Origin of the sequence: Mesorhizobium sp. B2-1-1, from assembly GCF_006442975.2 — a bacterium.
In the GTDB taxonomy this organism is placed as follows: domain Bacteria; phylum Pseudomonadota; class Alphaproteobacteria; order Rhizobiales; family Rhizobiaceae; genus Mesorhizobium.
This window is the reverse complement of the sequence record NZ_CP083954.1, coordinates 2,254,984-2,277,692: the sequence shown is the minus strand read 5'-3', so window position 1 is coordinate 2,277,692 and position 22,709 is coordinate 2,254,984. Positions and strand designations below refer to the sequence as shown.

Here is a 22,709-nt window from a genome sequence, read left to right as displayed (position 1 = left end):
CTGAGACGGCACCCTAGACCAGCACCAGCCCCTGCCGCATCGCAATGGCGATGGCATCCGTGCGGTTGGCAGCGCCCAATTTGATCAGAATCGCGGCGACATGGAACTTCGCCGTATGAACGGAAATGTCGAGCCGCCGCGCGATCACCTTGTTGGGCGCGCCTTCGGCCAGCAGCGCCAGCACTTCCGCTTCTCGCGGCGACAGCGTCGGGCGGGCGGCATGCTCGTCGGGATGCTCCTCGTCGAAAAGGCCGTCGCCGCCAATATCGCCGCCTTGGAAATCATCGCGGCGGCCAGGAACGGATCCGCTGTCGCCAAAGACGCGGTAGCCGGCCGCCGCCAGCCTGGCGGCGGCCGCAATCAGCATTGCATCCGCCGCCGTCGGCAGCACGGCGAACACCTGCCCCTGCGTCCGTGCCAGGCCGGCCTGCGAAGACAACAGCACCCGCGCGGTCGCGGCGGGAACGGCGTCGCCCTTCCCTGTTCCCGCACCCGTGGGGCCGGCGGTCTCGTCGACGATGGCGACATCAACCGCTTCGCTGCTGCCCGGCGTCACCGGCAGCAGATCGTCGGTCGCGGCAAGCGACACAGACAGCCGCTCGGCGCGCGCGGCATCACCGAGCGCCACCAGCACGACCAGCTGCCGCTCGCCGGTGCCGCTTTGCGTCATCTCGCCTGTCGCGATCGCGTCCATCAATCCTCTCAGTTAAGCGGCTTTTCGCCGATCGTCAGCGCCACGTCTCGCTGTTCTCCGCCGCGCACGACACCGAGCGTAACCGAAGCTCCGGCGCTGTCGGGCCCGAGCCTGCGGATCAGCTCGCGCGGGCCGCTCACCGCCTCGCCGTTCCAGGCGACGATGATGTCGCCGAGGGAAAGGCCGGCGGCCTTGGCCGGACCGTTGTCATCAAGGCTCATGACGATGGCGCCGCGGGCCTCGCCGTCGCGGATCGGATGCAAGCCGGCGCCGAGATAGCCGCGGGCGACATGGCCTTTTTCGCGCAGCGTCGCGACCGCCCGCTCGATCGTCTCGTAAGGCATGACCAGCGCGCGGCCGCGCGGCCCGAACAACAGCATGCCGATCAGCGCGCCCTTGGCATCGAGCACCGGGCCGCCCTCGAAACGGCCGCCGGCGCCCACCGCCAGGTTGATGCGCCGGTCGATGGTGCCGCCGCGCATTGAGCGCCAGGCCGGGCCGACTTCGCCGACCGAGCCTGAAACTGCCAACGCCGAACCCCGGCTGTTGCCGATGGCGACGGCAATGTTGCCGGGCCGCACCGCATCCGCTTTGGCCAACGGCTCGGCATTGGTAGCACCGGCCGGCTTGAGCAGGGCGACGCCGGTCGAGGGATCGCGGCCGACAAGATCGGCCTTCACCGTCTCGCCCGAAGCCAGCGTCAGCTCGATCTCCTCGCCGGCCTCGACGGCTTCCTCGGCGGCAACGAAGTAGCCGTCGCGCCAATGGAAAGCGCTCGCTGTGCGATGATTGTGGGTGGTGAAGCTCGCGGTCGCCGGTGCCGCCTTGGCTGCCAGATCGGCAATGGCTTCCGAAAAGGCACTTAGATTGAATTCGCTCATAACAGTCTCCTGGGTTCATCCATGCCCCAGATATCGCGCGGCAGCGCGCTTGGAGATACTCGCCTGACGGCTAGTCGGCCGGGCGACTGGCCATCTGGTCAGGTCGCGGCGGATGAAGCCGCTCCGCACATATAGTCATCGTTGCGCCTGAAAACATGGAGCCTGCCAATGGCCGTTGCTGCCGCCAAATTCCAATCCGACGCCGCGCTGCTCGACGCCTACTCGACGACGGTGGCCGATGCTGTCGACCGCATCGGCCCGGCCGTCTGCCGCATCGAGCGCATCGGTGGCCAGGGCGGGCATGGGTCGGGCTTCGTCATTGCGCATGATGGGCTCGTCGTCACCAACTTCCACGTCGTCGGCGATGCCAGAACGGTGCGCGTATCGATGCCCGACGGCGCCTCCAGCGAAGGCCGCGTGCTCGGCCGCGACGCCGACACCGACATCGCGCTGGTGCGCGCCGACGGCAGCTTTGCCGATGTCGCGCCGCTGGGCGATTCCAAGCGCCTGCGGCGCGGCCAGATCGCCATAGCCATCGGCAACCCGCTCGGCTTCGAATGGACCGTCACCTCGGGCGTCGTCTCGGCGCTCGGCCGCTCGATGCGCGCTTCCACCGGGCGGCTGATCGACGACGTCATCCAGACCGACGCCGCGCTCAACCCCGGCAATTCCGGCGGACCGTTGGTATCCTCGGCGGGCGAGGTGATCGGCGTCAACACCGCCATGATCCATGGTGCGCAAGGCATTGCCTTTGCCGTCGCCTCCAACACCGCCAATTTCGTCATTTCGGAGATCATCCGTTTCGGCCGCGTCCGTCGCGCCTTCATCGGGGTGTCGGCCGACACCGTCAACCTGCCCCGTCGCGCAGCCCTTCTGTCACAAGTATCGAGCAAGACCGCGGTTCGGCTGCGCGGCGTCGAGAAGGAGGGCCCTGCGGCCAAGGCCGGCCTCAGGGAAGGCGATATCGTCGCCGCGATAGACGGCCGACCGGTCACCGGCGTCGACGACCTGGTGCGTTTGCTCGACGCCGAGCGGATCGGCCGCGAGACGCGGTGCACGGTGGTGCGCCGCACCGGCGTCAGCCAGGTGACAGTGACGCCAGTGGCAAGGGCTGGTTGAGGGTTTCCACTCAGGCGCTCACTGCACCCTGCGCATACTGTGCCAGGAATTCCTCGCTTGGCGGGATCGGCTTGATGACATCGATCAGGACGCCGTTGGGATCCCTGGTGATGAAATGGCGCTGGCCAAAAGGCTCGTCGCGCAGGGACCGAAGGATGGGCAGGCCGGCGGCTGTGATCCGCTCATAGACCGCATCGGGATCACGGACTTCGAAGTTGATCAGCAGGCCCGAGCTCCGACCCCGTCCCTCTTCCGGGATCGTCTCATGGTCGCCTTGCACGATACCGAGATTGACGCGCTTGCTCTCCACCGATTGCAGATGCACGTACCAGTCGCTCGTAAACAGCGGCCGGAAGGCGAAATGTTCGACATAGAACGCCGCTGTGCCGGCAACGTCCCCGGTCATCAGCACCGGATAATAGCTGGTCGTCTTCATCTTTCCTTCTCCCGTCAAGCAACATACAGTCTGCATGTAAATTGAATTAACATACAGGCTGCATGTATGCAACAGAGATCAGCGCGCCGTTCGAACCGTGACCGCACCGAGGCGACACGCGCCGAACTGATCGCCGCGGCGCGAAAACTGTTCATCGAAAAATCCTACGCCGAGACCGGCACACCAGAGATCGTCGCCGCGGCCGGCGTGACGCGCGGCGCGCTCTACCACCACTTCTCCGACAAGCAGGCGCTGTTCGGCGCCGTCGTCGAGCAGGAGGCTCAGGCGGTGGCGCGGGAGATCGAGGGCGCAGCGCCGCCTTCGCTCAATGCCCGCGACGCGCTCATTGCCGGCTCCGACGCCTATCTTGCCGCCATGCGCGCGCCCGGCCGCACGCGGCTCCTGCTGCTCGACGGCCCGGCCGTGCTCGGCCGCGCCGAAATGGACGCCATCGACAACCGCCATGGCAATCGCTCGCTGCGCGAAGGGCTGGTCGCGGCGATGCGGGCGCGGACCATAAAGAAGCTTCCGGCCGAAGCGACGACCGCCCTGCTCGCCGCCGCCTTCGACCGCGCGGCACTTGCCATTGAGGCGGGCGGTTCGGCCGAAGACTACCGCACCGTTCTCACGGCACTGATCGATGGGTTGTCCCGCGCGTGATCCGAGGCTTCCCGCCGATGAGATCCAGGGCAAAGGTTGGAATCAAATCTGTGCGCTGGAAATTTCCGGCTCTTCGTCGGGCGCCTCGCCCGGCTCGAACTCGTTGAAGCAGCCAAGTTGGCGCTTGAACTGGTCGATCAGCCAGGCCGCCGCCGGCTTCGGGCTGCGGTCGGCGCGGTGCATGGCATAAAGCGGCGAACGCACCTCCCTGAAAGGCTCGAGGTCGAGTTCCACGAGACGGCCGGTAGCCAGATCGTCAGCGATCAGCCAACGCGGCAGCCCGCCCCAGCCCAGCCCCTCACGCATCAACATATGTTTGGTGCGCAGGTCCGTCAGTCGCCAGGTTCGGTAGGCGAAGACGCCAAAATCGCGCCCCTTGGTACGCTCGGACTGGTCGGTGACGACGAGTTGTGTGTGTTCGCGCGCGTCCTCGATCGCGACCGGTTTGGGCAGCAGCGCCAGCGGGTGGGTGGGCGCGGCCGCCAGCACTATCGACATGAAGCCTATGCCCACCAGGTGGACGTCGACATCGCCCAGCAGGCCGCCAATGCCGAGATCGGCCTGGCCACCGACAACATGGTCGGGGATTACGCCGAGTGTGCCGATGTGCAGGCGCAGCATCACGGTCGGAAATTGCGCCTCGAACGCCTTGAGCACCCGCACCAGCACTGGCGAAGGCAGCGCCGCATCCACCGACAGCGCGACTTCCGCCTCCAGCCCCCGATGGTGACCATCGACGCGCGAGCGTATGCGGTGCAGCACGCTGATCATCCGCCGCGCGTCTTCCAGCATCGCCCGACCGATCTCGGTCAGCTGCGGCTCTCGCGTGCCCTCGCGCTCGAACAGCTTCAGCCCGAGTTGCGCCTCGAGATTGGCGATGCCGTAGCTGATGACGGATTGCGCCCGGTTGAGCTTGCGGCCGGCGGCGGAAAAACTGCCGGTGTCGGCAACGGCCACGAGGATCTGAAGCTGGTCGAGTGTCGGGTTGGGTTGCATTATTGTATCTAATTAATGGATGGATCGTATAGAAAATATACCAGTTTATCTGATGGATCGAAAGCCCATATGTAGCGGGACAATCCAATTCCACTGGAGAGACCCACCATGTCCATTCTTCTCGTCACGTCGAGCCCGCGCGGCGCGGCCTCGCACTCGACCCGTATCGCCACCGAATTCGCTCAGAAGCTGCTCGCCGCCGACCCGTCGAACACGCTTGTCGTGCGCGACCTCGTCGCCAACCCGCTGCCGCATATCGATACCGACTATGCGACCGGCATATACACCCCTGCCGAAGCCCGCACGCCGCGTCAGGCCGAAGTGGTCGGGGTCTCGGATGCCGTGCTCGACGAACTGTTTGCCGCCGACACGGTGATCCTGGCCACCGGCTTCATCAACTTCAACATCTCCTCGACGCTGAAGTCCTGGGTCGACCATGTCGCCCGATCCGGCAAAACCTTTGCTTACGGCGAAAATGGCCCCAAAGGCCTCGTCACCGGCAAGAAGGTCTATATCGTGCTGGCATCCGGCGGCATCTACTCGGAAGGCGCGGCTGTGCAGTTCGATCACGCCGTTCCTTATTTGCGCTCGGTGCTCGGCTTCATCGGCATGACCGACGTCGACGTCATCCGCATCGAAGGCGTCGCCAAGGGTCCTGACGCAGTCAGCGAAGCGCTCGCCAAGGCAACCGCCAAGGTCGACGCCGTGGTGGCTGCCAGCCGGGATGTCGCGGCAGCCGCGTAAAAGCTCTGATTGCCAACCAGATCGAAGGCAGGCGCCCGCGCCTGCCTTTTTTGGCCTATCCAATGATGTGCCGCAGCAGTCCCGCCGAAGCGACCCCGATCAGCACGGTCGGCAGCATCGAAAATCGCGTGGCGGCAATCAGCGTGACGGCCAGAGCCAGAAGATCGGCCGGGTTTTTCGAGACGAAGGCAGGCGCGATCACCGAGATCAGCACGCAGCCGGGCGCCGCCTCCATCACGGCCGTTGCCCGCGCGCTGAGCACCCGATTGCGCAGCACGACATAGCCGCCGACGCGGCTGAGGTACGTGACACCGGCCATCAGCACGATGGTGAGAAGCGTCTGCGCGTCGATCATGCCTCATCCCTCCACAACAGCCAGGCCGAGACCAGCCCCGCCAGCGCGCCCGCCGCTACATACCAGGCGCCGGGAACGAAAAGGTAGGTCAGCGCCGCGATGATCAGACTGACCAGCCACGGCCGCGCAGCGGCAACATCCTTCCACATGCCGCGCAGCAGTACCAGGAAGACGGCCGCGAACGCCATGTCGAAGCCGTAGGTCTCGGCGTCGCCCAGCACCGGGCCGAGCAAGGCGCCAATTATGGTGAAGGCCACCCAGGTCAGGTACATCGCCAGTGCCGCGCCCATATAGTAGCGCCGGCTGAAGGCCGGCGCGACGCCGTCGGCGGCGCGCCGTTTGGCGTCGGCCAGGCCGAGCGCCCAGCTTTCGTCGCACATGAAGAACAGCGCGGAAAACGCCTTGCGCCGCGGCAGGTCGCGCAGGAACGGCGCCAGTGCCGCCCCCATCAGGAGATGGCGGCTGTTGACCAGGAAGGTGATGGCGACGATGAGCAGGACATGCGGCGGCGACGTCCACAGCTGGATCGCCGCGAATTCCGAGCCGCCAGCGAAGTTCAGTCCCGTCAGCAGCGACAGTTCTGCGGTGCTGAGCCCTCTCTGTGTGGCCTGTGCACCAAGCACCAGCGCATAAGGGATGGTGCCGAACAGCACGGGCGCGCAGGAGGCCACGCCCCGCCGGAACTCGGAGTTCAATCCGCCGCCCGCCGCCGATCTCGCAATGCTCATGATCTTCCTCCGGCCGCGCCGCGCGGCCGCCTCTGCCGGTTCCGTTGGATGTCGCTGATGTCAGGGCGACCATAGCCGCCAGGCCTCGCAATTTGGTTGCGAAGATTGTTGTCTTTCATCAAATTTTGGCATCTTGTACCATTAATCACCAGAGAAACGGAATTTAGAGCCATGAAACTTGACGAGATCGACAGGCGCATCCTGCGGGCGCTGCAGCGCGATGGGCGCATGGCCAACAATGAACTGGCCGCTGAAGTCGGCCTGTCGCCGTCGCCGTGCCTGCGTCGCGTCAAGCTCCTGGAGGAGGCCGGCGTCATCGACCGCTACGTCGCAGTGCTCAATCCGGCCCGCATCGGCAAGGGCCTGACCTTCTTCACCCGCATCTGGCTGAAAGCGCAGGACGAAGACACGATCGAGCATTTCGCCACCGAAGTGGCCAAGCTGCCGCAGGTGATGGAATGTTATCTGATGCTCGGCGACTGCGACGCCATGGTGCGCGTGGTGGCGGCCGGCATCGACGACTACCGCCGCTTCCAGTCGGAACATCTCAGCCGCATCAGGGGCGTGCAGAACGTCAAGACCGACGTTCCCAGCCAGACCATCAAATACACATCGGAACTGCCGATCTAGGCGCCGGGGAATGGCCCATCCCGGACTGGATAAAAAATGCAACCGGATTGTAGGATTGGTGCCGGCGCCGGCGTCCTTCGGACGCAAGCGGCAGGCCAAGTCAGGCCGTGCCGCACAACAAATGCCTTACGGCATGGGAGAAAACCATGAACCTTTCCTATCGTTGGGTCATTGTCGCGGCCGGCGCGCTGATGTCCTGTGTCGCCATCGGCACGATGTTTTCGCTGGCGATCTTCCTCGAGCCGATGGCGCTCGATACCGGTTGGTCACGCGCCGGCATATCGAGCGCGATGACGCTCAATTTCCTGGTCATGGGCCTTGGCGGCTTCGCCTGGGGCGCGCTGTCGGACCGCTTCGGCGCCCGCATCGTCGTCACGATCGGCGCGTTGCTTCTCGGCCTGGCCTTGGTGCTGGCCAGCCGCGCGGGCTCGCTTATCACCTTCCAGATCACCTTTGGCGTGCTCGTCGGGCTCGCGGCCAGCGCCTTCTTCGCACCGATGATCGCGCTTACAACAGGCTGGTTCGACACCAATCGCGGCCTTGCCGTGTCGCTGGTCTCGGCCGGCATGGGCGTCGCGCCGATGACGATCTCGCCCTTCGCCCGCTGGCTGATCTCGGCCTATGAATGGCGCACCGCCATGTTCGACATCGGCATCATGGCTTGGGTGCTGCTCCTGCCGGCGGTGCTTCTGGTGCGCCAGCCACCGAAGCCTGTCCTAACCGACACCGGCTCCTCGCCGGTTGCCGAGGGCGCCGGCCTGAGCGTCGGCCAAGCGCTGCGCTCGCCGCAATTCATCGTGCTGGGGCTGACCTTCTTCGCCTGCTGCGCGGCGCATTCGGGGCCGATTTTCCACATGGTCAGCTATGCCATGCTGTGCGGCGTGGCGCCCATGGCCGCCGTCTCGATCTACAGCGTCGAGGGCCTTGCCGGGCTTGGCGGGCGTCTGCTCTATGGCGTGCTCGCCGACAGGCTTGGCGTCAAGCCGGTGCTGATCGCCGGCTTGTTGATCCAGGCCGTGGTGATCGCCGCCTATCTCTCGGTCAGCCAGCTCGACCAGTTCTACATGCTGGCCGTCGTCTTCGGCGCCACCTATGGCGGCGTCATGCCCCTCTACGCGGTGCTGGCGCGCGAATATTTCGGCCAGCGCATCCTGGGCACCGTGTTCGGCGCCGCGACCATGCTGTCCAGCCTCGGCATGGCGCTCGGCCCGCTGGCCGGCGGCATGGTGTTCGACGCCTACGCCAACTACCATTGGCTGTTCATCGGTTCGGCCCTCATCGGGCTGGGTGCGGCAGGCATCGCCATCGCCTTCCCGCCACTGCCGCGCAGAGCGTTGCAGCCGGCATAGCGAGCAAACGAAAGGGCCGGCCCAGGATCTGGGCCGGCCCTCGGGTCTGTCGAATTCTTGAGCTGTTCGTCGGCGCCTACCCGAACATCCGCTCGCCCTGCTCGTCGACGAGCTGGATGCCCTTCTTGATCGAGATGTCGACGGCATCGTCCAACCCGGCGAAGCGGTCGGCGCGGATGAATCTGTGTTCCTTCAGGACGCCGTCGACATCCTTGGAGACGACGCCGCAGGTCTGGTACTGGCCATCGGCCTTGTAGGGCGTGGCGCTGATCGTGAAACCCTCGTGCTCGACCTGCTTGGCCGGTGCGGCGCTCTTTGGCTCGGCCGCTTCATCACCGCCACCGCCGAAAAGACGCTTCAGAAAAGACATCGGACTTCCTCCAACAGCATTCATCCCGCACCACATAATCTGGCGCGGGATGAATTTCACTATCGCTCCTTGCCTGAACGGGCAAGGGCCGTGCCGGTTGGACCGAAGCCGGGTTATTTGCGCGACAGCGCTTCGAGCGCCGCGGCGGCGTCTTCGAGGATGCTCATCGCCTCGGCCTGCTTGTCCGCCGGCGCATCGACGATGTCGCTCAGCGCGGCGCGCAGCCGGTGGCGCAGCGCACGGAATTCGTCGCGCTTTTCCGAACGGCCGCCTCGGCCGTCGCGCCGATCCTCGCTATCGTCGTTCCAGCCGAACCAGTCGCGCGCCTTGGCCATCTTGCGGCCGAAGCGCTCGAGATGGTCTAGCACGCCGTCGATCATCTCACGGTTGTCGGCAAGATGCGCCTGCCCGGCCTCGGTGATCGAAAACACCTTCTTGTTGCCTTCGCTCGAGGACACGGCATAGCCTGCCTCTTCCAGGAAGGTCAGCGTCGGGTAGACCACGCCCGGGCTCGGGCTGTAGATGCCGCTGGTGCGCTCCTCCAAGGCCTTGATGATGTCATAGCCATGGCGTGGCGCCTCGGCCAGCAGCGACAGCGTGATCAGCTTGAGGTCTCCGTCGGCCAGCATGCGCCCGGCGCGGAACATGTCGCCCGGGCCGCCGCGTCCGCCGCCCCTGCCATGGCCGAACGGGCCAAAGCCGCCGCCCCCGCCTCTGCCGCCAAATTTGCCGGCCATGTGCATGAAGACGCGCTCGGCGCGATCGCCAAAATGATTGTGTCCGTGCATTGATTGCTCCTTGAGTTATATCTTACGACATATCTTAGCTAGGCACACGCCAGCGTGGAGTCAAGATATATCTTACGATGTATCGGGCCGGAAGCGAACAGCATCTGTCGGACGCCGATCCGTCGGTCGCGCTCGAACATGCGTTCATCATGATTGGAGTAGCCGGCGCTACCAGCGGCCGTTGCGCCGGTTCCAGGCATAGAGCAGGTCGGCGAAGCGGTCGTAGCCGAAGCGAGCGAGCGGTAGCGTAAGGGCGTTGCCGAGCAGCTTTGCCAGCCAGCCCTCGCCCGGCGTCAGCGCCCACACGGCGATGGCGACATCGGCGCCGACCAGCAGCCTGCCCTGAGCATCGGTCGCGTGCAGCCGGCGGCGGATGTCTTCCAGCGAAGCGCCAAATCCGGCCAAGGCTGCCGGTTCATGATTGATGTCGCGAAATTCGATCCGCCCGGCCTTGACCGCCTCGATCAACCGCCGCTTCTGCCTGGCAATGCCGGCATCGCAGACCGGGCAGCGCGTGTTGTACCAGACGGTCAGCAATGGCCTGGTTCTGCTATCGATCACTTCAGGCCCATCGCCGTCTTCGGCCCGACGCATTTGTTGTCGCGAAACAGCGCCCACTCTTCGCACAGCCGCCGATTGGGCAAGCGGCAAAATCCATATTCATTGCCAGCCTTGTCCTTCTTGATCATCAGGCGCCCGCCGATCTCTCCGCAATGGACCGATGCGGGATTGGACATGCCGACCGGTTTTTGCGGGGCAGTGTGGGCATCGATCGGCATCGACGACCACGCGGCAAGGCTGATAGCCAATATCGAAACTTTCTTCATCGCGATCTCCGCTGGCTGCACTCTATCACGATGGAGCGCACCGTCTTGCCGCAAGGCGCCGTCGAGCCGGCACCTGCTCATCGGCTCCGGAACGTCCCGATTTGCATCATCCAAGCGACGAGATGATCTCGCGGTAAGCAAGCTCCGGGAAAGCCTTCAGGGTCCGTGACTTGACGTTGCCGCCCGCGGCCAGCATCAGCGCGAAACGCGCCAGCACCGCATCGTCGGGCGCTTCGACCACCGCCACCATGTCGAATTCGCCCATGGTCAGGTAGAACGACTTGAACGATCCCCCCATCTCGCCCAGCTGCGTCTTGGCGGCATCGAGGCGCTTGGGGGATTCGCGCACGTTCTTCGCGCCCTGCTCGGTCCAGTTCATCAGCATGATGTAAGTCGTCATGGCACGCCTCCTCCGGGGCCACGGAGCACGGTGCTCAGGCCATGGCGATGTCGACACGGCCTCGACCGGGGCGGGCTTCCCGGGCTGTCGCCCAGAAAAATGCATCCGACACGAAATTATCCTCCCTAAGGGCGCGTGCCGCAATGGCGAGCGCCAAAGAAAAAGGGCGCCACGATGGGCGCCCTTGATCTCTTCACAATCGGTAGGCCTCAGCTATCCAGGAAGCTTCTAAGCTTGCGCGAGCGGCTCGGGTGCTTGAGCTTGCGCAACGCCTTGGCTTCGATCTGGCGGATACGCTCGCGGGTGACCGAGAACTGCTGGCCGACTTCCTCGAGCGTATGGTCGGTGTTCATGCCGATGCCGAAGCGCATGCGCAGCACACGCTCCTCGCGCGGCGTCAGCGAGGCGAGCACGCGCGTGGTGGTCTCGCGCAGATTGGCCTGGATCGCCGCGTCGATCGGCAGGATCGCCATCTTGTCCTCGATGAAGTCGCCCAGATGCGAATCCTCCTCGTCGCCGACCGGCGTTTCGAGCGAGATCGGCTCCTTGGCGATCTTCAGCACCTTGCGCACTTTTTCGAGCGGCATTGCGAGCTTCTCGGCCAGTTCCTCCGGCGTCGGCTCGCGGCCGATCTCGTGCAGCATCTGGCGCGAGGTGCGCACGATCTTGTTGATCGTCTCGATCATGTGCACCGGAATGCGGATGGTGCGCGCCTGGTCGGCGATCGAACGCGTGATCGCCTGCCTGATCCACCATGTCGCGTAGGTCGAGAACTTGTAGCCGCGGCGATACTCGAATTTGTCGACGGCCTTCATAAGGCCGATATTGCCTTCCTGGATCAGGTCGAGGAACTGCAGGCCGCGATTGGTGTATTTCTTGGCGATGGAGATGACGAGGCGCAGATTGGCCTCGACCATTTCCTTCTTGGCGATAGCCGCTTCGCGCTCGCCCTTCTGCACCTGGTTGACGATCTTGCGGAATTCCAGGATCGAGATGGCCGTTTCCGTGGCCAGATTCTGGATCTCGGCGCGCAGGTCCCTGATCGCGTCCTTCTCATTCTTGGTGAACTCCTTCCAGCCGCGCGAGGTCAGATTGGCAATTGAGCGCGTCCAGTTCGGGTCGAGCTCGGAGCCCTGATATTCCTTCAGGAACTCCTCGCGGCGCACGCCATAGCTTTCGGCGAGACGCAGAAGCTTGCCCTCGTTCTGCACCAGGCGCTTGTTGATGTCGTAGAGCTGCTCGACCAGCGCCTCGATGCGCGCCGTGTTGAGCGACAGCGACTTCACCGCCTTGATGAGCTGATCCTTCAGCTCCTTCAAGCGGCGGTCCTGGCTGGGCGACAGCGTGCCGGCCGCGGCCAGCCGGTTCTCGACCTGCTGATCCTGCAGCTTGCGCAGCTTCTTGTAGGTGTCGGCGATGACGTCGAGCGTTTCCATGACCTGCGGGCGCAGCTCGGCTTCCATTGCCGCCAGCGACAGGCTGGCCTCGTCCTCGTCCTCCTCGTCGTCATCTCCGATGCCGCGCGTGTCGGCGCCGACATTGGTGATGTCGTCTTCATCGTCGCGTCCGCGGCGCGGCTTTTCCTCGACCTTGGGCGCTTCCTCGACGCGCTCCACCACCGGCGCCTGCTTGGCCTCGGGGCCGGCATAGGTGGCTTCGAGGTCGATGATCTCGCGCAGCAGGATCTTGGATTCGTTGAGCTCGTCGCGCCAGATGATGATGGCCTGGAAGGTCAGCGGGCTTTCGCACAGGCCCGCGATCATCGTCTCGCGGCCGGCCTCGATGCGCTTGGCGATGGCAATTTCGCCCTCGCGCGACAACAACTCGACCGAACCCATTTCGCGCAGGTACATCCGCACCGGATCGTCGGTGCGGTCGGTCGGCTCTTTCTTGGTGGTTGTGGCGGCGACGGCGGTGCCGGTCTGCTCGGCCAGCTCGTTGGCGTCTTCCTCGGCATCCGCCGCGGTGTCGCCGGCCTCGGCCTCTTCGCCCTGCTCGTCGTCCTCGACGACGTTGATGCCCATGTCGGACAGCATCGCCATCGTGTCCTCGATCTGCTCGGAGGTCACTTCCTCGGAGGGCAGCACCGAATTCAGCTCGTCCATGGTGACATAGCCGCGCTTCTTGGCGGCCTTGATCATCTTCTTGACAGCATCATCGGAAAGGTCGAGCAGAGGGCCATCGGTGGCGCCTTCGCGTTCGGTCTCGACCTCTTCCTTTTCCTTTGTCGCCATAGTCTTTATCTTCTCCTAGCGGCCCGACATCGAGGCCGCGCAAGCTGTCGGACCGGTCAAATCGGCTGGGCTCGCTTTTGCAACGCGCTTCACCGGGCCAATAACTGCATCATCTCTTTGTTGGTGCCCTGTCGTCGCCCAAAACCGGTTTCCATTTTTGGGCGACATGCATTAAGTCCAGATTAACCCTGATATCTGTGGCAGGCTGGCTGCCTGTCCAGTGACCAAGACCTCACATCGCTGCTTTTCCCGTCGACGCGGGTGCGGGTTAACGTTTCGAATCGTCCTGATTCCGCCATTCTGCCGGAAGGTCAAGCGCCTCTCGCATGATTCGCATGAAAAAAGCGAATCAATTACCCGACTTAGCGCGGTCCGGCTCTAGAAGATCCATGACAACGCCGTCATTCCTGCACTTGCTGGCATGAGCCCGTCCCAACCCTCGGGCCGAAATGAGCTCCGCCTTTCTTCTGCTGGAGTATGATCGTTCCCGAAAACCGGGTCCCGCTTTTCGGAACCATGCTTCAGGCCCGACCAGCCCTGCCCGACGAAACACCGAAACCTTCGATCAGCGCTTCCGTCGCTTGTACATCCCGAAATTGCGCTTGAATTTCGATCAGATGGCGGAAATTCTCGTCCGAAGGATCCGCATCCATCGCCGCTTCCGCCTGTTTCAGCTCCTTATGTAAGGTGCGCGCGCTGCGCTGCAAGTGCAGCGCCTGGTTCAGAGCGTCGCGGGCATCCTCGAGCGCTGCCGTCTCCAGCGCCGGCCACTGCCGCGCCCGCCTGATCAGGCCGACGGCACGCTCCCAGATCTCGGCGCAGCCGGCGCGCTCGATCGTCGCCACCACGGCGTGGCGGTCATTGGCCATGTCATGTGCCATCGCGTCGAGGATGGCGCCGTGCAGCCGCTTCAGCTCGGAATTTGCGAGATCGAGGAACTCGACATGGGCGAAATTCTCGTCGATCAGCGCCGGGTGGTTGACCAGTGCGACGATGATCGTCGCCTCGCGCACCGACATGCCTTCGCTGCCGCGCTTGACCAGTGCCGACTGGCCGAGGCTTTCCGTGATGGCGATGCGACCACCGCCGGCCTTGGCGAATTGTCCGCCGGGAGCGGGCGCCTTGCCCTGCCCCGGTTTCCAGTCCGGACGACCTTGCCGCGTTGCGCGCTGAGAACCGAAGAAGTTCAGCACGCGCTCGCGCATCTCCTGCTGGTAGTGATATCGCAGGCTTTCATCACGGATGCGGCTGGTCAGTTCGCGCAGCCGCTTCTCCAGTTCGGCCCGGCGCTCCGGCGTGTCGAAGACGCCGCCCGCCGTCTCGCGCATCCATAACAGATCGGCAAGAGGAAGCGCTTCCGCCAGCACGGCGCGGAAGGCATCCGGCCCCTCCGCCTTGACCAGGTCGTCGGGATCCTTGCCTTCCGGCAGCAGCGCGAAGCGTGCGGTGCGCCCCGCCTGGACTACGGGCAGCACCATGTCGGCGGCCCGCCATGCCGCCTTCAGCCCGGCCTTGTCGCCGTCGAAGCACAGCACCGGCTCGGCGGCCATACGCCACAACAGTTCGAGTTGGTTTTCGGTAAGCGCCGTGCCGAGTGGCGCCACGACATTCTCGAAGCCGGCCTGCGCCAATGCGATGACATCCATATAGCCTTCGACGGCGATGACCGTGCCGCCCTTGGCCAGCGCTTTTCGCGCGCGGGCGAAATTGTAGAGTACGTTGCCCTTGTGGAAGAGCTCGGTATCGGGCGAGTTCATATATTTGGCGAGCGCATCCGGCGCCAGCGCTCGCCCGCCGAAAGCGATGATCTTGCCGCGCGAATCCGGAATCGGGAACATGATGCGGTCGCGGAACCAGTCATAGGAAACCGGAATGTCGTCGCCATGGCGCACCAGCCCACAGGCCTCGATATCGGCCTTCGGCACGCCCTTTGCGGCCAGATGCTCCTTCAGCGAATTGCGGCTGTCGGGCGCATAGCCCAGCCGGAACGCATGCTGCGTCGCGGGCGTCAGTCCGCGGTCGCGGAGATACGCACGGGCTTTGGCGCCCTCCGCGCCCTGTAGCCGCTCCTGGAAAAAGGCAGTCGCCATTTCCATGACGTCGGTAAGGCTGGCGCGTTCCTTCTCGCGCCGCTCCTCCTGCACGTCGCGAACCGGCATCGGCACGCCGGCCATGTCTGCAATCTTCTCGACCGCCTCGGGAAAGCTCAGTCCGTCAAGTTCGGTCAGGAACTTGAAGTGATCGCCCGAGACCGAGCAGCCGAAACAATGGTAGCGGCCCTTCTTGTCCTCGCAATGGAAGGATGGGCTCTTCTCGCCATGAAACGGGCAGCAGGCCCAATAATCGCCGCGTGACGCATTGGTCTTCTTGCGATCCCAGGCGACGCGCTGGCCGATGACCTGCGAAATCGGCACGCGGTCGCGTATCTCGTCGAGGAAGGCGGGCGGAAAGCGCATCGGGGAACTCGTTTATCCCCCATATAATCATGCCCGCGAAGTCCGGCGACCCCTAATGCTGACGATGCCCGGTTTCCACAGGGCAAAAGGAAAGGCGGCCGTTGCGGGCCGCCCTTCCTCCAGTCTGGCACTATCGGGACTTTACTGCGCGGCGATGGCGCCAAAGATGATGCCGGAGAGGGCGCCGACCAGCACATAGTCATTGCCGACGCGGATCCATTCCTGGCCACGGCCCGGGCGATGCAGGCCGTAGCGACCATAGTCGCGGACCGGCTGATGCTGCCGCCAGCCGGAATATTTCTGGCCATTGCGCCAGTTGTTCCGCTTCACGACGACCTTCTTTTGAATGATACGCTTCTGGATAACGCGCTTCTGGATGACGCGCTTCCTGACATCCCGGTTGGTGGGCTTCTGCCAATCGACATTGGTATAGTTCGACTGCGGCGCGACCGGCGCATTGAGCGGTGCGGCCTGGCCCGTCAGGGACGTGGCGGCCAGCATCGAGAAAGCAAGACCGGAAAGAACAATGCGCTTCATGAAGGAATCTCCTTGGTTGTCAATGCCGCAGAAATAGCCGTCGAAGAATGAACCGAAACTGAACATGAGCATTACAATTCCGTAATAAATCCGAAGCTTTAGGCCGATTGGTTGAACATCCTCGCAAATTCCGGGCGAAGGGCGGGGGGCAACATCGGCCGATCCGCTGCGTCAGGGCGGCGGGGCTCATGCAACCATTTCGGCATCCGTCCATTCTCCGACACGGCCCGTCGCGCGCGGAGAGCCCTTGAAATCGACAAATTTTTATTATCCGGCTAAAATATTCGAGCTATTATCGGCCAACGTCATGATCATGATTCGCACCCCTCCTCTTTCTCCCGACCGCCGCGCTGCCCGTGTCGCCGGCCTTGTCCGTATCGGCGCGCCGCAATGAGCGGCTCCGTGGTTCTCCTGCATCTGGCCGGCGCCGTGGCGCTGATGCTGTTTGCCACGCGCATGGTGAAGACCGGCGTCGAGCGCGCCTATGGCGACGTGCTGCGCCACAAGCTGCGCGCCACCATGCGCAATCCTGTCATGGCGGTGCTGGCCGGCACCGGCCTCGCTATAGCGCTGCAGAGCTCCACCGCCGTCACGCTGCTGGTCGGCTCCTTCGCGGGCTCCGGCATCGTCTCGGGCGCGGCCGGGCAACTGGCCGTGCGCGGCGCCGAGATCGGTTCGGCTCTGGTGGTCAAGCTGCTCACCTTCGATCTCACGCTGCTGGTGCCGCTTTGCCTGATCACCGGCACGGTCATGTTCATGGCCACCGAGCGGCGCGACTGGCGCCAGACCGGTCGCATCCTGGTCGGCATCGGCCTTTTGATCCTGTCGCTGGAAATGATCGGTCAGGCATCCGAGCCGCTGCGCAACAGCCAGTTGATGCCGGTCATCATCAATTACTTCTCCGGCGATTCCATCACCGCCTATCTGCTGGCGGCGCTGATCACCTGGCTGTTCCAATCGAGCATCGCCGCGGTCCTGTTGATGGCGACGCTGGCGGGCCGCGGCCTGATCACGCCCGAACTCGGCGTCGTCCTCATCCTGGGCGTCAATCTCGGTTCGTCGATCATCGCGCCCATGCTGACCCGCTCCTCCGGCCCCGAAGTGCGCGTCGTGCCGATCGGCAACCTCTTGATGCGCGGGCTTGGCTCGCTGGTCATGCTGATCCTGGTCATGATCTTCAGGCCGCATTTCGCGTTCCTTGGCGCGACGGCAGCGGACCAGATCGTCAATGCCCACATCCTGTTCAATGTGCTGATCCTGCTCGCCGGCCTGCCGCTGGCGGGTCTCGTCTACCGCGCCTCGGAGAAGATCGTGGCGCTCGGCACCAAGGCGCCAGCCGCCACGCTCGACGTCGTCGAACTCTCGGCGCTCAACGAAAGCGCGCTCGACGTGCCGAGCCAGGCGCTGGCCAATGCCACCCGCGAGGTGGTGCGGGTCTGCGAGACGGTCGAGATCATGCTCAAGCGCATCATCGAGCTCTACGAGAGCGCCGATGCTGACAAGATCAAGGCGCTGGCCGCCCTTGACGACCGCGTCGACCGCAAGCACGCGGCGATCAAGCTCTACCTCGCCAAGGTCACCAAGAACCCGCTGACCGAGGACGAGGCGTTGCGCTGCCAGGAACTGATCGGCGCCTGCGTCAAGCTGGAGCAGGTCGGCGACATCATCGTGCGCAACATGCTGGTACATGTGAAGAAGAAGTTCGACCGTGGACTGGAATTCACCGACGAGGGTTGGAGCGAGCTGTGCGCCTTCCACGCTTCGGTGCTCGCCAATGCGCGGCTTGCCTTCAACGTGCTGGTGTCGCGCGATGCCGAGACGGCTCGCCAATTGGTGCTGGAGAAGGAACGGCTGCGCGACGCCGAAAAAGAGACCAGCGCCAGCCATTTCCTGCGGCTGCGCGAAGGCACTGCCAAAAGCGTCGAGACCAGTTCGATCCACCTCGACACCATCCGCGATCTCAAACAGATCAACTCGCTGCTGGCATCGATGGCCTATCCCGTGCTGGAAGAACGCGGCCTCCTCGGCGGATCCAGGTTGAAGGCGAGCTGATCAACGACATCTCTCCCTTCTTTGAGACACCTCATCCCCACCTCGCTTTGCGACGCCACCTCCCAACAAACAAGGGCAGAAGGAAGAGCGCCGCACTCTGCCGAAAAAATTGTATTGCGGCAGAATTGCATGGCGTCGGTCCTTCGGCGGCAAAATTGCCATTGCCGCGTTTCCATCGCTCGGGCTAGGCATATCAGCCAAAGCTTTCGGAGGAGATCGATGGACACCCATTCGCGCAGTTTCGCCAAGGCGCTTTCGTGGCGCGTGACCGGCACCATCGATACGATGATCATCTCGCTGGTGGTGACCGGAAGCGTCAAGCTGGCGGCCGCCATCGGCGTGACAGAAGTCTTCACCAAGTCGCTGCTCTATTATTTTCATGAGCGGGCATGGCTGAAGGTTCCTTATGGACGCAAGACCCCGTTCTGAACCCGGGGTCAAGATTTTGAACCCGGAGATCAAGAAAAGCTAAAGCGGCGACAAAAATTTCTGGATTGCCGGCAGCGCGCATCCGTGGTTTGAGGCCTGCATTCGAGGATTTAATTCCCGCCATGTCGCTTCCGCTCATCGCCCTGTTCATCGCTGCCCTCGCTTTCGGCACCACCGAATTCGTCATCGCCGGCGTGCTGCCGCAGGTGGCGCAAGGGCTTGGCGTTTCGGTTCCGACATCGGGCTATCTCGTCTCCGGCTATGCCTGCGGCATCGCCATCGGCGGTCCGCTTCTGGCACTTGCCACCAAGTCCTTGCCGCGCAAAACCTTGCTGCTCGGCCTCGCGGTCGCCTTCACCATCGGTCAGGCGGCCTGCGCGCTGGCGCCCGACTTCACCTCGATGCTGCTTCTGCGCATTGCCGTCGCAGTCGCGCATGGCGCTTATTTCGGCGTCGCCATGGTGGTTGCGGTCGGGCTGGTGCGCGGGGACCAGCGCGGCATGGCGGTGGCCGTCATCCTGTCGGGCCTCACTGTCTTCAACGTGATCGGCGTGCCAGCGGGCACTGCCATCGGCAACATCTGGGGCTGGCGCGCGACCTTCTGGGTTATGTGCGCATTGGGCGTGGCGGCCACGCTTGCCATGGCAGCCCTTTTGCCGCGCACCGCAGGCTATCAGGCCAAACCCGCCGGCCTCGCCCGCGAGGTCCGCGTGCTTGCCCGCCAGCAGGTCTGGACCTCGCTGATCCTGATGCTGATGCTGATGATCGGCCAGTTCGGCCTGTTCACCTACATCACCCCGACATTGCTTGAGATCACCGGCCTCGACGAGAACCTGGTGCCCTGGGTGCTCTTGCTCAATGGCGTCGGCGCCACGCTTGGCGTCTTCCTCGGCGGCAGGCTAGCCGACTGGAAGCTGATGCCCTCGCTGATCACCATGCTGGCCCTGCAGGCGGTGACGCTTGCGGTGATCTATGCCGTCAGCCCCTATCCCGTGCCGATGGTCGTGGCGATCGTCATCTGGGGCGGCCTCAACTTTGCCATCGGTACGCCGATCCAGACCCGCATCCTGTCCTGGACTGCGGATGCCTCGAACCTGGCCTCCTCGCTGATCCCATCCGGCTTCAATGTCGGTATAGCGCTCGCGGCATCGCTCGGTGCCGCCATGCTCAATGGCGGTTACGGTTATCGCAGCCTGCCGCTGCTTGGCGCTGTGGCGATGCTCGTCGCAGTCGCGGTGGCGCTCGCCTCACACATCTGGGAGTGGCGCAGCAACGCCACGCCACCGCTGACGGCAGCGGCTGAGTAGATTATCCGCGTCAGGACATCCACCACCGATCATGCCTGATCCGGGCGTCCACCGGCGCAAGCACGACGCGATGAACAGTCATGTCTCGCCCGGCGGCTGCGCAGCTCCAACGCATTACAGATCGATGCGGAACCGCAGGGTCTCCGCTCCGCCATAGGCGGCATCTTCGAGGAAACGTTCGACCAGTCTGCCGCCGTTGGCCAGGATCACTTTGTGCGAGGCCGGATTCCCAGGTTTTGCGGTGATGTCGACATGAGCCAGGCCGACCGCCCTCGCCTCATCCAGCATAAGCCGCAGCGCTTCCGTCGCGTAGCCGCGTCGCTGTTTCCACGGCACCACGGCGTAGCCGATATGGCCAAGCACGTGCGGCGGCAGCGCCGACGTGCCCTTCTGCCAGCGCAGGCCGATCGAGCCTGACGTCTCGCCGTCCCACATCCAGCGCCTGAAGCCCGGCAGGCGCGGGACCTGTCTGCCGTCAGGCAAGGTGATCGGCGGCCCCTTGGCCTCGGGATCATCGAGGCTGGCCAGGAACGCCGCCGGATCCTCCTCGATTGCGGCAAGCTGCTCGCGAGCTGCCTCCATGAGCCGTACATTGTCGGGCGACCAGCCGCGCTCGAGCGCAACCTTGTAGGACGCCAGATGCTTGAGCCCGGGCTTGACGATTTCGATCATGATCCATGCTCCCTCGCAGGCCAAGCAGGCATAGCGATGGCCACTGGAACGCTCAAGCGGGCTGGAAGCGGATCGCGCCCTTGTTGAGGAAACACGCTTTGCTGAACAGCGACAGATCCAGCGGGTTCGGTAGCCGAACGTCGCTGATATCGGGAAACGGCTTCGTTGACGGATCGTAGGAGCGGTCGATCTGCGAGATGAAGACCAGGATCACGCCCCTGTCACGCGCAAAAGCCTTCAATGTCCGGACCTGGTCCATCAGCTCCGGATTTTCCCGCTTCTGGTCGAGCAGTTGCAGATAGTCGATGACCGCGAGCGTCCCGCGCGCCACCGATCCCAACACCTCGACGATGTAGTCGGCGCTGATGGCTTCGGAAGTGTCGGACGCGAACAATCGGTCGAACTGGGCGGGGTCCGCCCCGATGGCGCGAAACCGGTCCAGCACATCGCGATGCGTGTATTCCAACGAGAAGAACACGCTGCGATGGCCACGCTTCATGGCTTCGACCGCGAGCTCGAGGCTCATCAGCGTCTTGCCGTGGCCTGGTCGCGCACCGACCAGAACCAGGTCGCCGGGCATCAGCCGCGAGAACAGCCTGCCGGCGGCCGTCGTCTCGGCTGCCTTGGCCGCAAGCAGACTCCAACTCGCAAAACCTTCGCGGGCTGCAACACGGTCAAGCGCCTGATGGAGCGGAATCTTCTCCTTGCGGGACAACAGCCTGGCTTGACGCTTCAGATGGTAAATGGGCGCAATCATCGCAAACCTCCTGGTGCGAGCAGTCTTCGCAACCCCTCCTTATGCTTGGTGCTCGAACAGTCGGTTCGATGATCGGATTGCCCCGCATGAATGATGCTTTCCCGACGGAGGGAGGAGGCGTGGGCGCGCCGGAATCAGACAATACCCCAATGCTGACGGGTCGAAAACGCGCATACGTGCCGGGAATGCTGAACAAGATGTGTTTCGCCGGCCGGCATAAGCCGATTTATGATCGTGCCGGGGGTGATTCACCGCCAAAACACAAACGCTTCGACAGGAGAACGGGTCTGGTGCGGTTGAGATCTATCCCGCTGGGTGTCGTCGCCAGCCTCTTCCTCGTTGTCGTCGCTTTGACGGCACGGTCCTTTGCCGCGCCCTCGGCCATTCCGGCCTGGCTGCAGGCCCATGTCGGCGAAGGTGATGGCCAGATCTCAGCTGTGGTCCTGGAGCGGGCCCGAGCGCTTTACCTGAAGAAAGTCGGCGCAGGAGCCGTTAAGAATCCCTGCTACTTCGCCATGGATGCAACGCGCCCTAGCGGTCTGGGCAACAACAAACTGGGTCACCGTTATTACATCATCTGCGAGGCCAGCCAGGCGTTTCGCGCGGTTTCGGCGGGCCACGGCAGCGGCCGGAATCTGAAGGGCGTCGCCGATTTCGCCAATGGCAAGCGCTGCGCGAAGAACTTCGGCAATGCGCTGGATTCGTCACTGACCGCCGGCGGCGCCTATATGACCGGCGAGGCGAAAACCTCGTTCAAAGGCTATTATCGCACTGCGGCGAAGCAGGACGTGGCTTTCATGCGTACCTTCGTGCAGTTCGATGGCGAGGGCGAGGCCGCGAACGCCAGGCAGCGCGTGATCGGCGGGCATCCGGCGGAAGTGTTGAAGGGAATGTGTCTTCGCAAAGATCCGGCCAGTTCGCATGCCGACCATGACGGCTACGTGCCGTTCGGCAAGCTGGTGGATTATGCCGGCGGCCGCAGCAATGGCTGCACCAGTTGGTCGGCGGCGGATGCGCAGCAGATCATCCCGATGGTGAAGGACAATCCGACTACGCTCTACATCTACCCTGAATCGCGCGACATCGCCGCCGTTGCGCAAATCGTGGCGGCGGGCCGTTCGCTGTCGGACGCTGGCCCCTATTGGAACGCATCCTGCCTGAAGGAAATCGGCACGCCGAAATTCTGGCCGCGAAAGACGCTCGAGCCGATCATTGCCCAATACAGGAAGGACCACCCGGCAGCGCCGCCGCAGCCGGTGCCGATCTGCAAGGAGCCGTGAGGTCCGTC

26 protein-coding genes are annotated in these 22,709 nt (G+C 64.0%); 10 read left to right on the top strand and 16 right to left on the bottom strand.

What is annotated here, in order from left to right; genetic code table 11:
* Positions 1-13: 13 nt before the first annotated feature.
* The gene (locus FJ972_RS11185; RefSeq protein WP_140524833.1) at positions 14-694 is read right to left on the bottom strand and encodes a helix-turn-helix transcriptional regulator; all 681 of its coding nucleotides are present in this window, start codon (positions 692-694) and stop codon (positions 14-16) included.
* 8 nt (positions 695-702) lie between these two features.
* On the bottom strand, positions 703-1,575 hold the full coding sequence (locus tag FJ972_RS11180) for a S1C family serine protease (protein ID WP_140524834.1): 873 nt from the start codon (positions 1,573-1,575) through the stop codon (positions 703-705).
* A gap of 168 nt (positions 1,576-1,743) precedes the next feature.
* Here FJ972_RS11180 and FJ972_RS11175 point away from each other — a divergent pair, with 168 nt between their 5' ends.
* On the top strand, positions 1,744-2,694 hold the full coding sequence (locus tag FJ972_RS11175) for a S1C family serine protease (protein ID WP_140495898.1): 951 nt from the start codon (positions 1,744-1,746) through the stop codon (positions 2,692-2,694).
* A gap of 10 nt (positions 2,695-2,704) precedes the next feature.
* Here FJ972_RS11175 and FJ972_RS11170 read toward each other — a convergent pair whose 3' ends face one another.
* Positions 2,705-3,130, bottom strand: a complete 426-nt coding sequence (locus FJ972_RS11170) for a VOC family protein (RefSeq protein ID WP_140495899.1) — start codon at positions 3,128-3,130, stop codon at positions 2,705-2,707.
* A gap of 66 nt (positions 3,131-3,196) precedes the next feature.
* Here FJ972_RS11170 and FJ972_RS11165 point away from each other — a divergent pair, with 66 nt between their 5' ends.
* Positions 3,197-3,790, top strand: a complete 594-nt coding sequence (locus FJ972_RS11165; RefSeq protein WP_140524835.1) for a TetR/AcrR family transcriptional regulator — start codon at positions 3,197-3,199, stop codon at positions 3,788-3,790.
* A 42-nt stretch (positions 3,791-3,832) separates the two neighbouring features.
* Here FJ972_RS11165 and FJ972_RS11160 read toward each other — a convergent pair whose 3' ends face one another.
* Entirely contained in the window at positions 3,833-4,786 is a 954-nt protein-coding gene (locus tag FJ972_RS11160) for a LysR family transcriptional regulator (RefSeq protein WP_140495901.1), read from the bottom strand.
* A gap of 108 nt (positions 4,787-4,894) precedes the next feature.
* Here FJ972_RS11160 and FJ972_RS11155 point away from each other — a divergent pair, with 108 nt between their 5' ends.
* Positions 4,895-5,530 (top strand): FMN-dependent NADH-azoreductase, encoded by a 636-nt coding sequence (locus FJ972_RS11155; RefSeq protein ID WP_140495902.1) that lies wholly within the window; start codon positions 4,895-4,897, stop codon positions 5,528-5,530.
* A gap of 55 nt (positions 5,531-5,585) precedes the next feature.
* Here the strand turns inward: FJ972_RS11155 and FJ972_RS11150 are convergent, their stop codons facing one another.
* On the bottom strand, positions 5,586-5,885 hold the full coding sequence (locus FJ972_RS11150) for an AzlD family protein (protein ID WP_140495903.1): 300 nt from the start codon (positions 5,883-5,885) through the stop codon (positions 5,586-5,588).
* Positions 5,882-6,613 carry an AzlC family ABC transporter permease gene (locus tag FJ972_RS11145; protein WP_140495904.1) on the bottom strand — a complete coding sequence of 244 codons (732 nt, stop codon included), beginning with the start codon at positions 6,611-6,613 and terminating at the stop codon, positions 5,882-5,884. Before FJ972_RS11145 ends, FJ972_RS11150 begins: the two co-directional genes overlap by 4 nt.
* 171 nt (positions 6,614-6,784) lie before the next feature.
* On the opposite strand from FJ972_RS11145, the gene FJ972_RS11140 reads away from it, so the two are divergent.
* Both FJ972_RS11140 and FJ972_RS11135 read left to right on the top strand, forming a co-directional pair.
* The gene (locus tag FJ972_RS11140) at positions 6,785-7,243 is read left to right on the top strand and encodes an Lrp/AsnC family transcriptional regulator (protein ID WP_140524836.1); all 459 of its coding nucleotides are present in this window, start codon (positions 6,785-6,787) and stop codon (positions 7,241-7,243) included.
* A 146-nt stretch (positions 7,244-7,389) separates the two neighbouring features.
* Positions 7,390-8,592, top strand: a complete 1,203-nt coding sequence (locus FJ972_RS11135; RefSeq protein ID WP_140524837.1) for an MFS transporter — start codon at positions 7,390-7,392, stop codon at positions 8,590-8,592.
* A gap of 76 nt (positions 8,593-8,668) precedes the next feature.
* Here the strand turns inward: FJ972_RS11135 and FJ972_RS11130 are convergent, their stop codons facing one another.
* The 8 genes from FJ972_RS11130 to FJ972_RS11095 form a co-directional block, all read right to left on the bottom strand.
* On the bottom strand, positions 8,669-8,962 hold the full coding sequence (locus FJ972_RS11130) for an HlyU family transcriptional regulator (RefSeq protein ID WP_140524838.1): 294 nt from the start codon (positions 8,960-8,962) through the stop codon (positions 8,669-8,671).
* A gap of 113 nt (positions 8,963-9,075) precedes the next feature.
* Positions 9,076-9,750 carry a PadR family transcriptional regulator gene (locus FJ972_RS11125; RefSeq protein WP_140516739.1) on the bottom strand — a complete coding sequence of 225 codons (675 nt, stop codon included), beginning with the start codon at positions 9,748-9,750 and terminating at the stop codon, positions 9,076-9,078.
* A gap of 168 nt (positions 9,751-9,918) precedes the next feature.
* Positions 9,919-10,287 carry a thiol-disulfide oxidoreductase DCC family protein gene (locus tag FJ972_RS11120; protein WP_140524950.1) on the bottom strand — a complete coding sequence of 123 codons (369 nt, stop codon included), beginning with the start codon at positions 10,285-10,287 and terminating at the stop codon, positions 9,919-9,921.
* Positions 10,288-10,307: 20 nt separating this feature from the next.
* On the bottom strand, positions 10,308-10,577 hold the full coding sequence (locus FJ972_RS11115) for a DUF333 domain-containing protein (RefSeq protein WP_140524839.1): 270 nt from the start codon (positions 10,575-10,577) through the stop codon (positions 10,308-10,310).
* Between the two features lie 106 nt (positions 10,578-10,683).
* Entirely contained in the window at positions 10,684-10,977 is a 294-nt protein-coding gene (locus FJ972_RS11110; RefSeq protein ID WP_140495910.1) for a GYD domain-containing protein, read from the bottom strand.
* Between the two features lie 209 nt (positions 10,978-11,186).
* The gene (gene rpoD / locus FJ972_RS11105) at positions 11,187-13,211 is read right to left on the bottom strand and encodes an RNA polymerase sigma factor RpoD (RefSeq protein ID WP_140495911.1); all 2,025 of its coding nucleotides are present in this window, start codon (positions 13,209-13,211) and stop codon (positions 11,187-11,189) included.
* Between the two features lie 521 nt (positions 13,212-13,732).
* Positions 13,733-15,667, bottom strand: a complete 1,935-nt coding sequence (gene dnaG / locus FJ972_RS11100; protein ID WP_140524840.1) for a DNA primase — start codon at positions 15,665-15,667, stop codon at positions 13,733-13,735.
* A 141-nt stretch (positions 15,668-15,808) separates the two neighbouring features.
* The gene (locus FJ972_RS11095; RefSeq protein WP_140495913.1) at positions 15,809-16,204 is read right to left on the bottom strand and encodes an RcnB family protein; all 396 of its coding nucleotides are present in this window, start codon (positions 16,202-16,204) and stop codon (positions 15,809-15,811) included.
* Between the two features lie 247 nt (positions 16,205-16,451).
* Between FJ972_RS11095 and FJ972_RS11090 the strand changes: the two genes are divergently transcribed.
* The 4 genes from FJ972_RS11090 (at position 16,452) to FJ972_RS11075 (ending at position 19,992) form a co-directional block, all read left to right on the top strand.
* Positions 16,452-16,598: a hypothetical protein gene (locus tag FJ972_RS11090; protein WP_181165210.1), complete on the top strand. Its 147-nt coding sequence runs from the start codon at positions 16,452-16,454 to the stop codon at positions 16,596-16,598.
* Positions 16,595-18,256, top strand: a complete 1,662-nt coding sequence (locus FJ972_RS11085) for a Na/Pi cotransporter family protein (RefSeq protein WP_140524841.1) — start codon at positions 16,595-16,597, stop codon at positions 18,254-18,256. The genes FJ972_RS11090 and FJ972_RS11085 overlap by 4 nt, the downstream gene beginning before the upstream one ends.
* A gap of 219 nt (positions 18,257-18,475) precedes the next feature.
* The gene (locus FJ972_RS11080) at positions 18,476-18,685 is read left to right on the top strand and encodes a DUF2061 domain-containing protein (protein WP_140495915.1); all 210 of its coding nucleotides are present in this window, start codon (positions 18,476-18,478) and stop codon (positions 18,683-18,685) included.
* Positions 18,686-18,807: 122 nt separating this feature from the next.
* A complete protein-coding gene (locus tag FJ972_RS11075; protein WP_140524842.1) occupies positions 18,808-19,992 on the top strand; it encodes an MFS transporter in 1,185 nt (394 codons plus the stop codon).
* Between the two features lie 114 nt (positions 19,993-20,106).
* On the opposite strand, the gene FJ972_RS11070 is transcribed toward FJ972_RS11075, so the two are convergent.
* Positions 20,107-20,664 carry a GNAT family N-acetyltransferase gene (locus FJ972_RS11070; RefSeq protein WP_140524843.1) on the bottom strand — a complete coding sequence of 186 codons (558 nt, stop codon included), beginning with the start codon at positions 20,662-20,664 and terminating at the stop codon, positions 20,107-20,109.
* Positions 20,665-20,716: 52 nt separating this feature from the next.
* Positions 20,717-21,421 (bottom strand): DNA helicase, encoded by a 705-nt coding sequence (locus FJ972_RS11065; protein WP_140524844.1) that lies wholly within the window; start codon positions 21,419-21,421, stop codon positions 20,717-20,719.
* Positions 21,422-21,711: 290 nt separating this feature from the next.
* Here FJ972_RS11065 and FJ972_RS11060 point away from each other — a divergent pair, with 290 nt between their 5' ends.
* Positions 21,712-22,701, top strand: a complete 990-nt coding sequence (locus FJ972_RS11060) for a hypothetical protein (RefSeq protein WP_140524951.1) — start codon at positions 21,712-21,714, stop codon at positions 22,699-22,701.
* Positions 22,702-22,709: the final 8 nt, after the last annotated feature.

What these genes read in the sequence shown, in the direction of transcription:
- FJ972_RS11080 (WP_140495915.1), top strand. Translation starts at nt 18,476, where the DNA reads ATGGACACCCATTCGCGCAGTTTCGCCAAGGCGCTTTCGTGGCGCGTG.
- FJ972_RS11170 (WP_140495899.1), bottom strand. Translation starts at nt 3,130, where the DNA reads ATGAAGACGACCAGCTATTATCCGGTGCTGATGACCGGGGACGTTGCC.
- FJ972_RS11115 (WP_140524839.1), bottom strand. Translation starts at nt 10,577, where the DNA reads ATGAAGAAAGTTTCGATATTGGCTATCAGCCTTGCCGCGTGGTCGTCG.
- FJ972_RS11185 (WP_140524833.1), bottom strand. Translation starts at nt 694, where the DNA reads ATGGACGCGATCGCGACAGGCGAGATGACGCAAAGCGGCACCGGCGAG.
- FJ972_RS11145 (WP_140495904.1), bottom strand. Translation starts at nt 6,613, where the DNA reads ATGAGCATTGCGAGATCGGCGGCGGGCGGCGGATTGAACTCCGAGTTC.
- FJ972_RS11175 (WP_140495898.1), top strand. Translation starts at nt 1,744, where the DNA reads ATGGCCGTTGCTGCCGCCAAATTCCAATCCGACGCCGCGCTGCTCGAC.
- FJ972_RS11140 (WP_140524836.1), top strand. Translation starts at nt 6,785, where the DNA reads ATGAAACTTGACGAGATCGACAGGCGCATCCTGCGGGCGCTGCAGCGC.
- FJ972_RS11160 (WP_140495901.1), bottom strand. Translation starts at nt 4,786, where the DNA reads ATGCAACCCAACCCGACACTCGACCAGCTTCAGATCCTCGTGGCCGTT.
- FJ972_RS11150 (WP_140495903.1), bottom strand. Translation starts at nt 5,885, where the DNA reads ATGATCGACGCGCAGACGCTTCTCACCATCGTGCTGATGGCCGGTGTC.
- FJ972_RS11125 (WP_140516739.1), bottom strand. Translation starts at nt 9,750, where the DNA reads ATGCACGGACACAATCATTTTGGCGATCGCGCCGAGCGCGTCTTCATG.
- rpoD (WP_140495911.1), bottom strand. Translation starts at nt 13,211, where the DNA reads ATGGCGACAAAGGAAAAGGAAGAGGTCGAGACCGAACGCGAAGGCGCC.
- FJ972_RS11110 (WP_140495910.1), bottom strand. Translation starts at nt 10,977, where the DNA reads ATGACGACTTACATCATGCTGATGAACTGGACCGAGCAGGGCGCGAAG.
- FJ972_RS11065 (WP_140524844.1), bottom strand. Translation starts at nt 21,421, where the DNA reads ATGATTGCGCCCATTTACCATCTGAAGCGTCAAGCCAGGCTGTTGTCC.
- FJ972_RS11180 (WP_140524834.1), bottom strand. Translation starts at nt 1,575, where the DNA reads ATGAGCGAATTCAATCTAAGTGCCTTTTCGGAAGCCATTGCCGATCTG.
- FJ972_RS11085 (WP_140524841.1), top strand. Translation starts at nt 16,595, where the DNA reads ATGAGCGGCTCCGTGGTTCTCCTGCATCTGGCCGGCGCCGTGGCGCTG.
- FJ972_RS11155 (WP_140495902.1), top strand. Translation starts at nt 4,895, where the DNA reads ATGTCCATTCTTCTCGTCACGTCGAGCCCGCGCGGCGCGGCCTCGCAC.
- dnaG (WP_140524840.1), bottom strand. Translation starts at nt 15,667, where the DNA reads ATGCGCTTTCCGCCCGCCTTCCTCGACGAGATACGCGACCGCGTGCCG.
- FJ972_RS11135 (WP_140524837.1), top strand. Translation starts at nt 7,390, where the DNA reads ATGAACCTTTCCTATCGTTGGGTCATTGTCGCGGCCGGCGCGCTGATG.
- FJ972_RS11165 (WP_140524835.1), top strand. Translation starts at nt 3,197, where the DNA reads ATGCAACAGAGATCAGCGCGCCGTTCGAACCGTGACCGCACCGAGGCG.
- FJ972_RS11095 (WP_140495913.1), bottom strand. Translation starts at nt 16,204, where the DNA reads ATGAAGCGCATTGTTCTTTCCGGTCTTGCTTTCTCGATGCTGGCCGCC.
- FJ972_RS11075 (WP_140524842.1), top strand. Translation starts at nt 18,808, where the DNA reads ATGTCGCTTCCGCTCATCGCCCTGTTCATCGCTGCCCTCGCTTTCGGC.
- FJ972_RS11130 (WP_140524838.1), bottom strand. Translation starts at nt 8,962, where the DNA reads ATGTCTTTTCTGAAGCGTCTTTTCGGCGGTGGCGGTGATGAAGCGGCC.
- FJ972_RS11070 (WP_140524843.1), bottom strand. Translation starts at nt 20,664, where the DNA reads ATGATCGAAATCGTCAAGCCCGGGCTCAAGCATCTGGCGTCCTACAAG.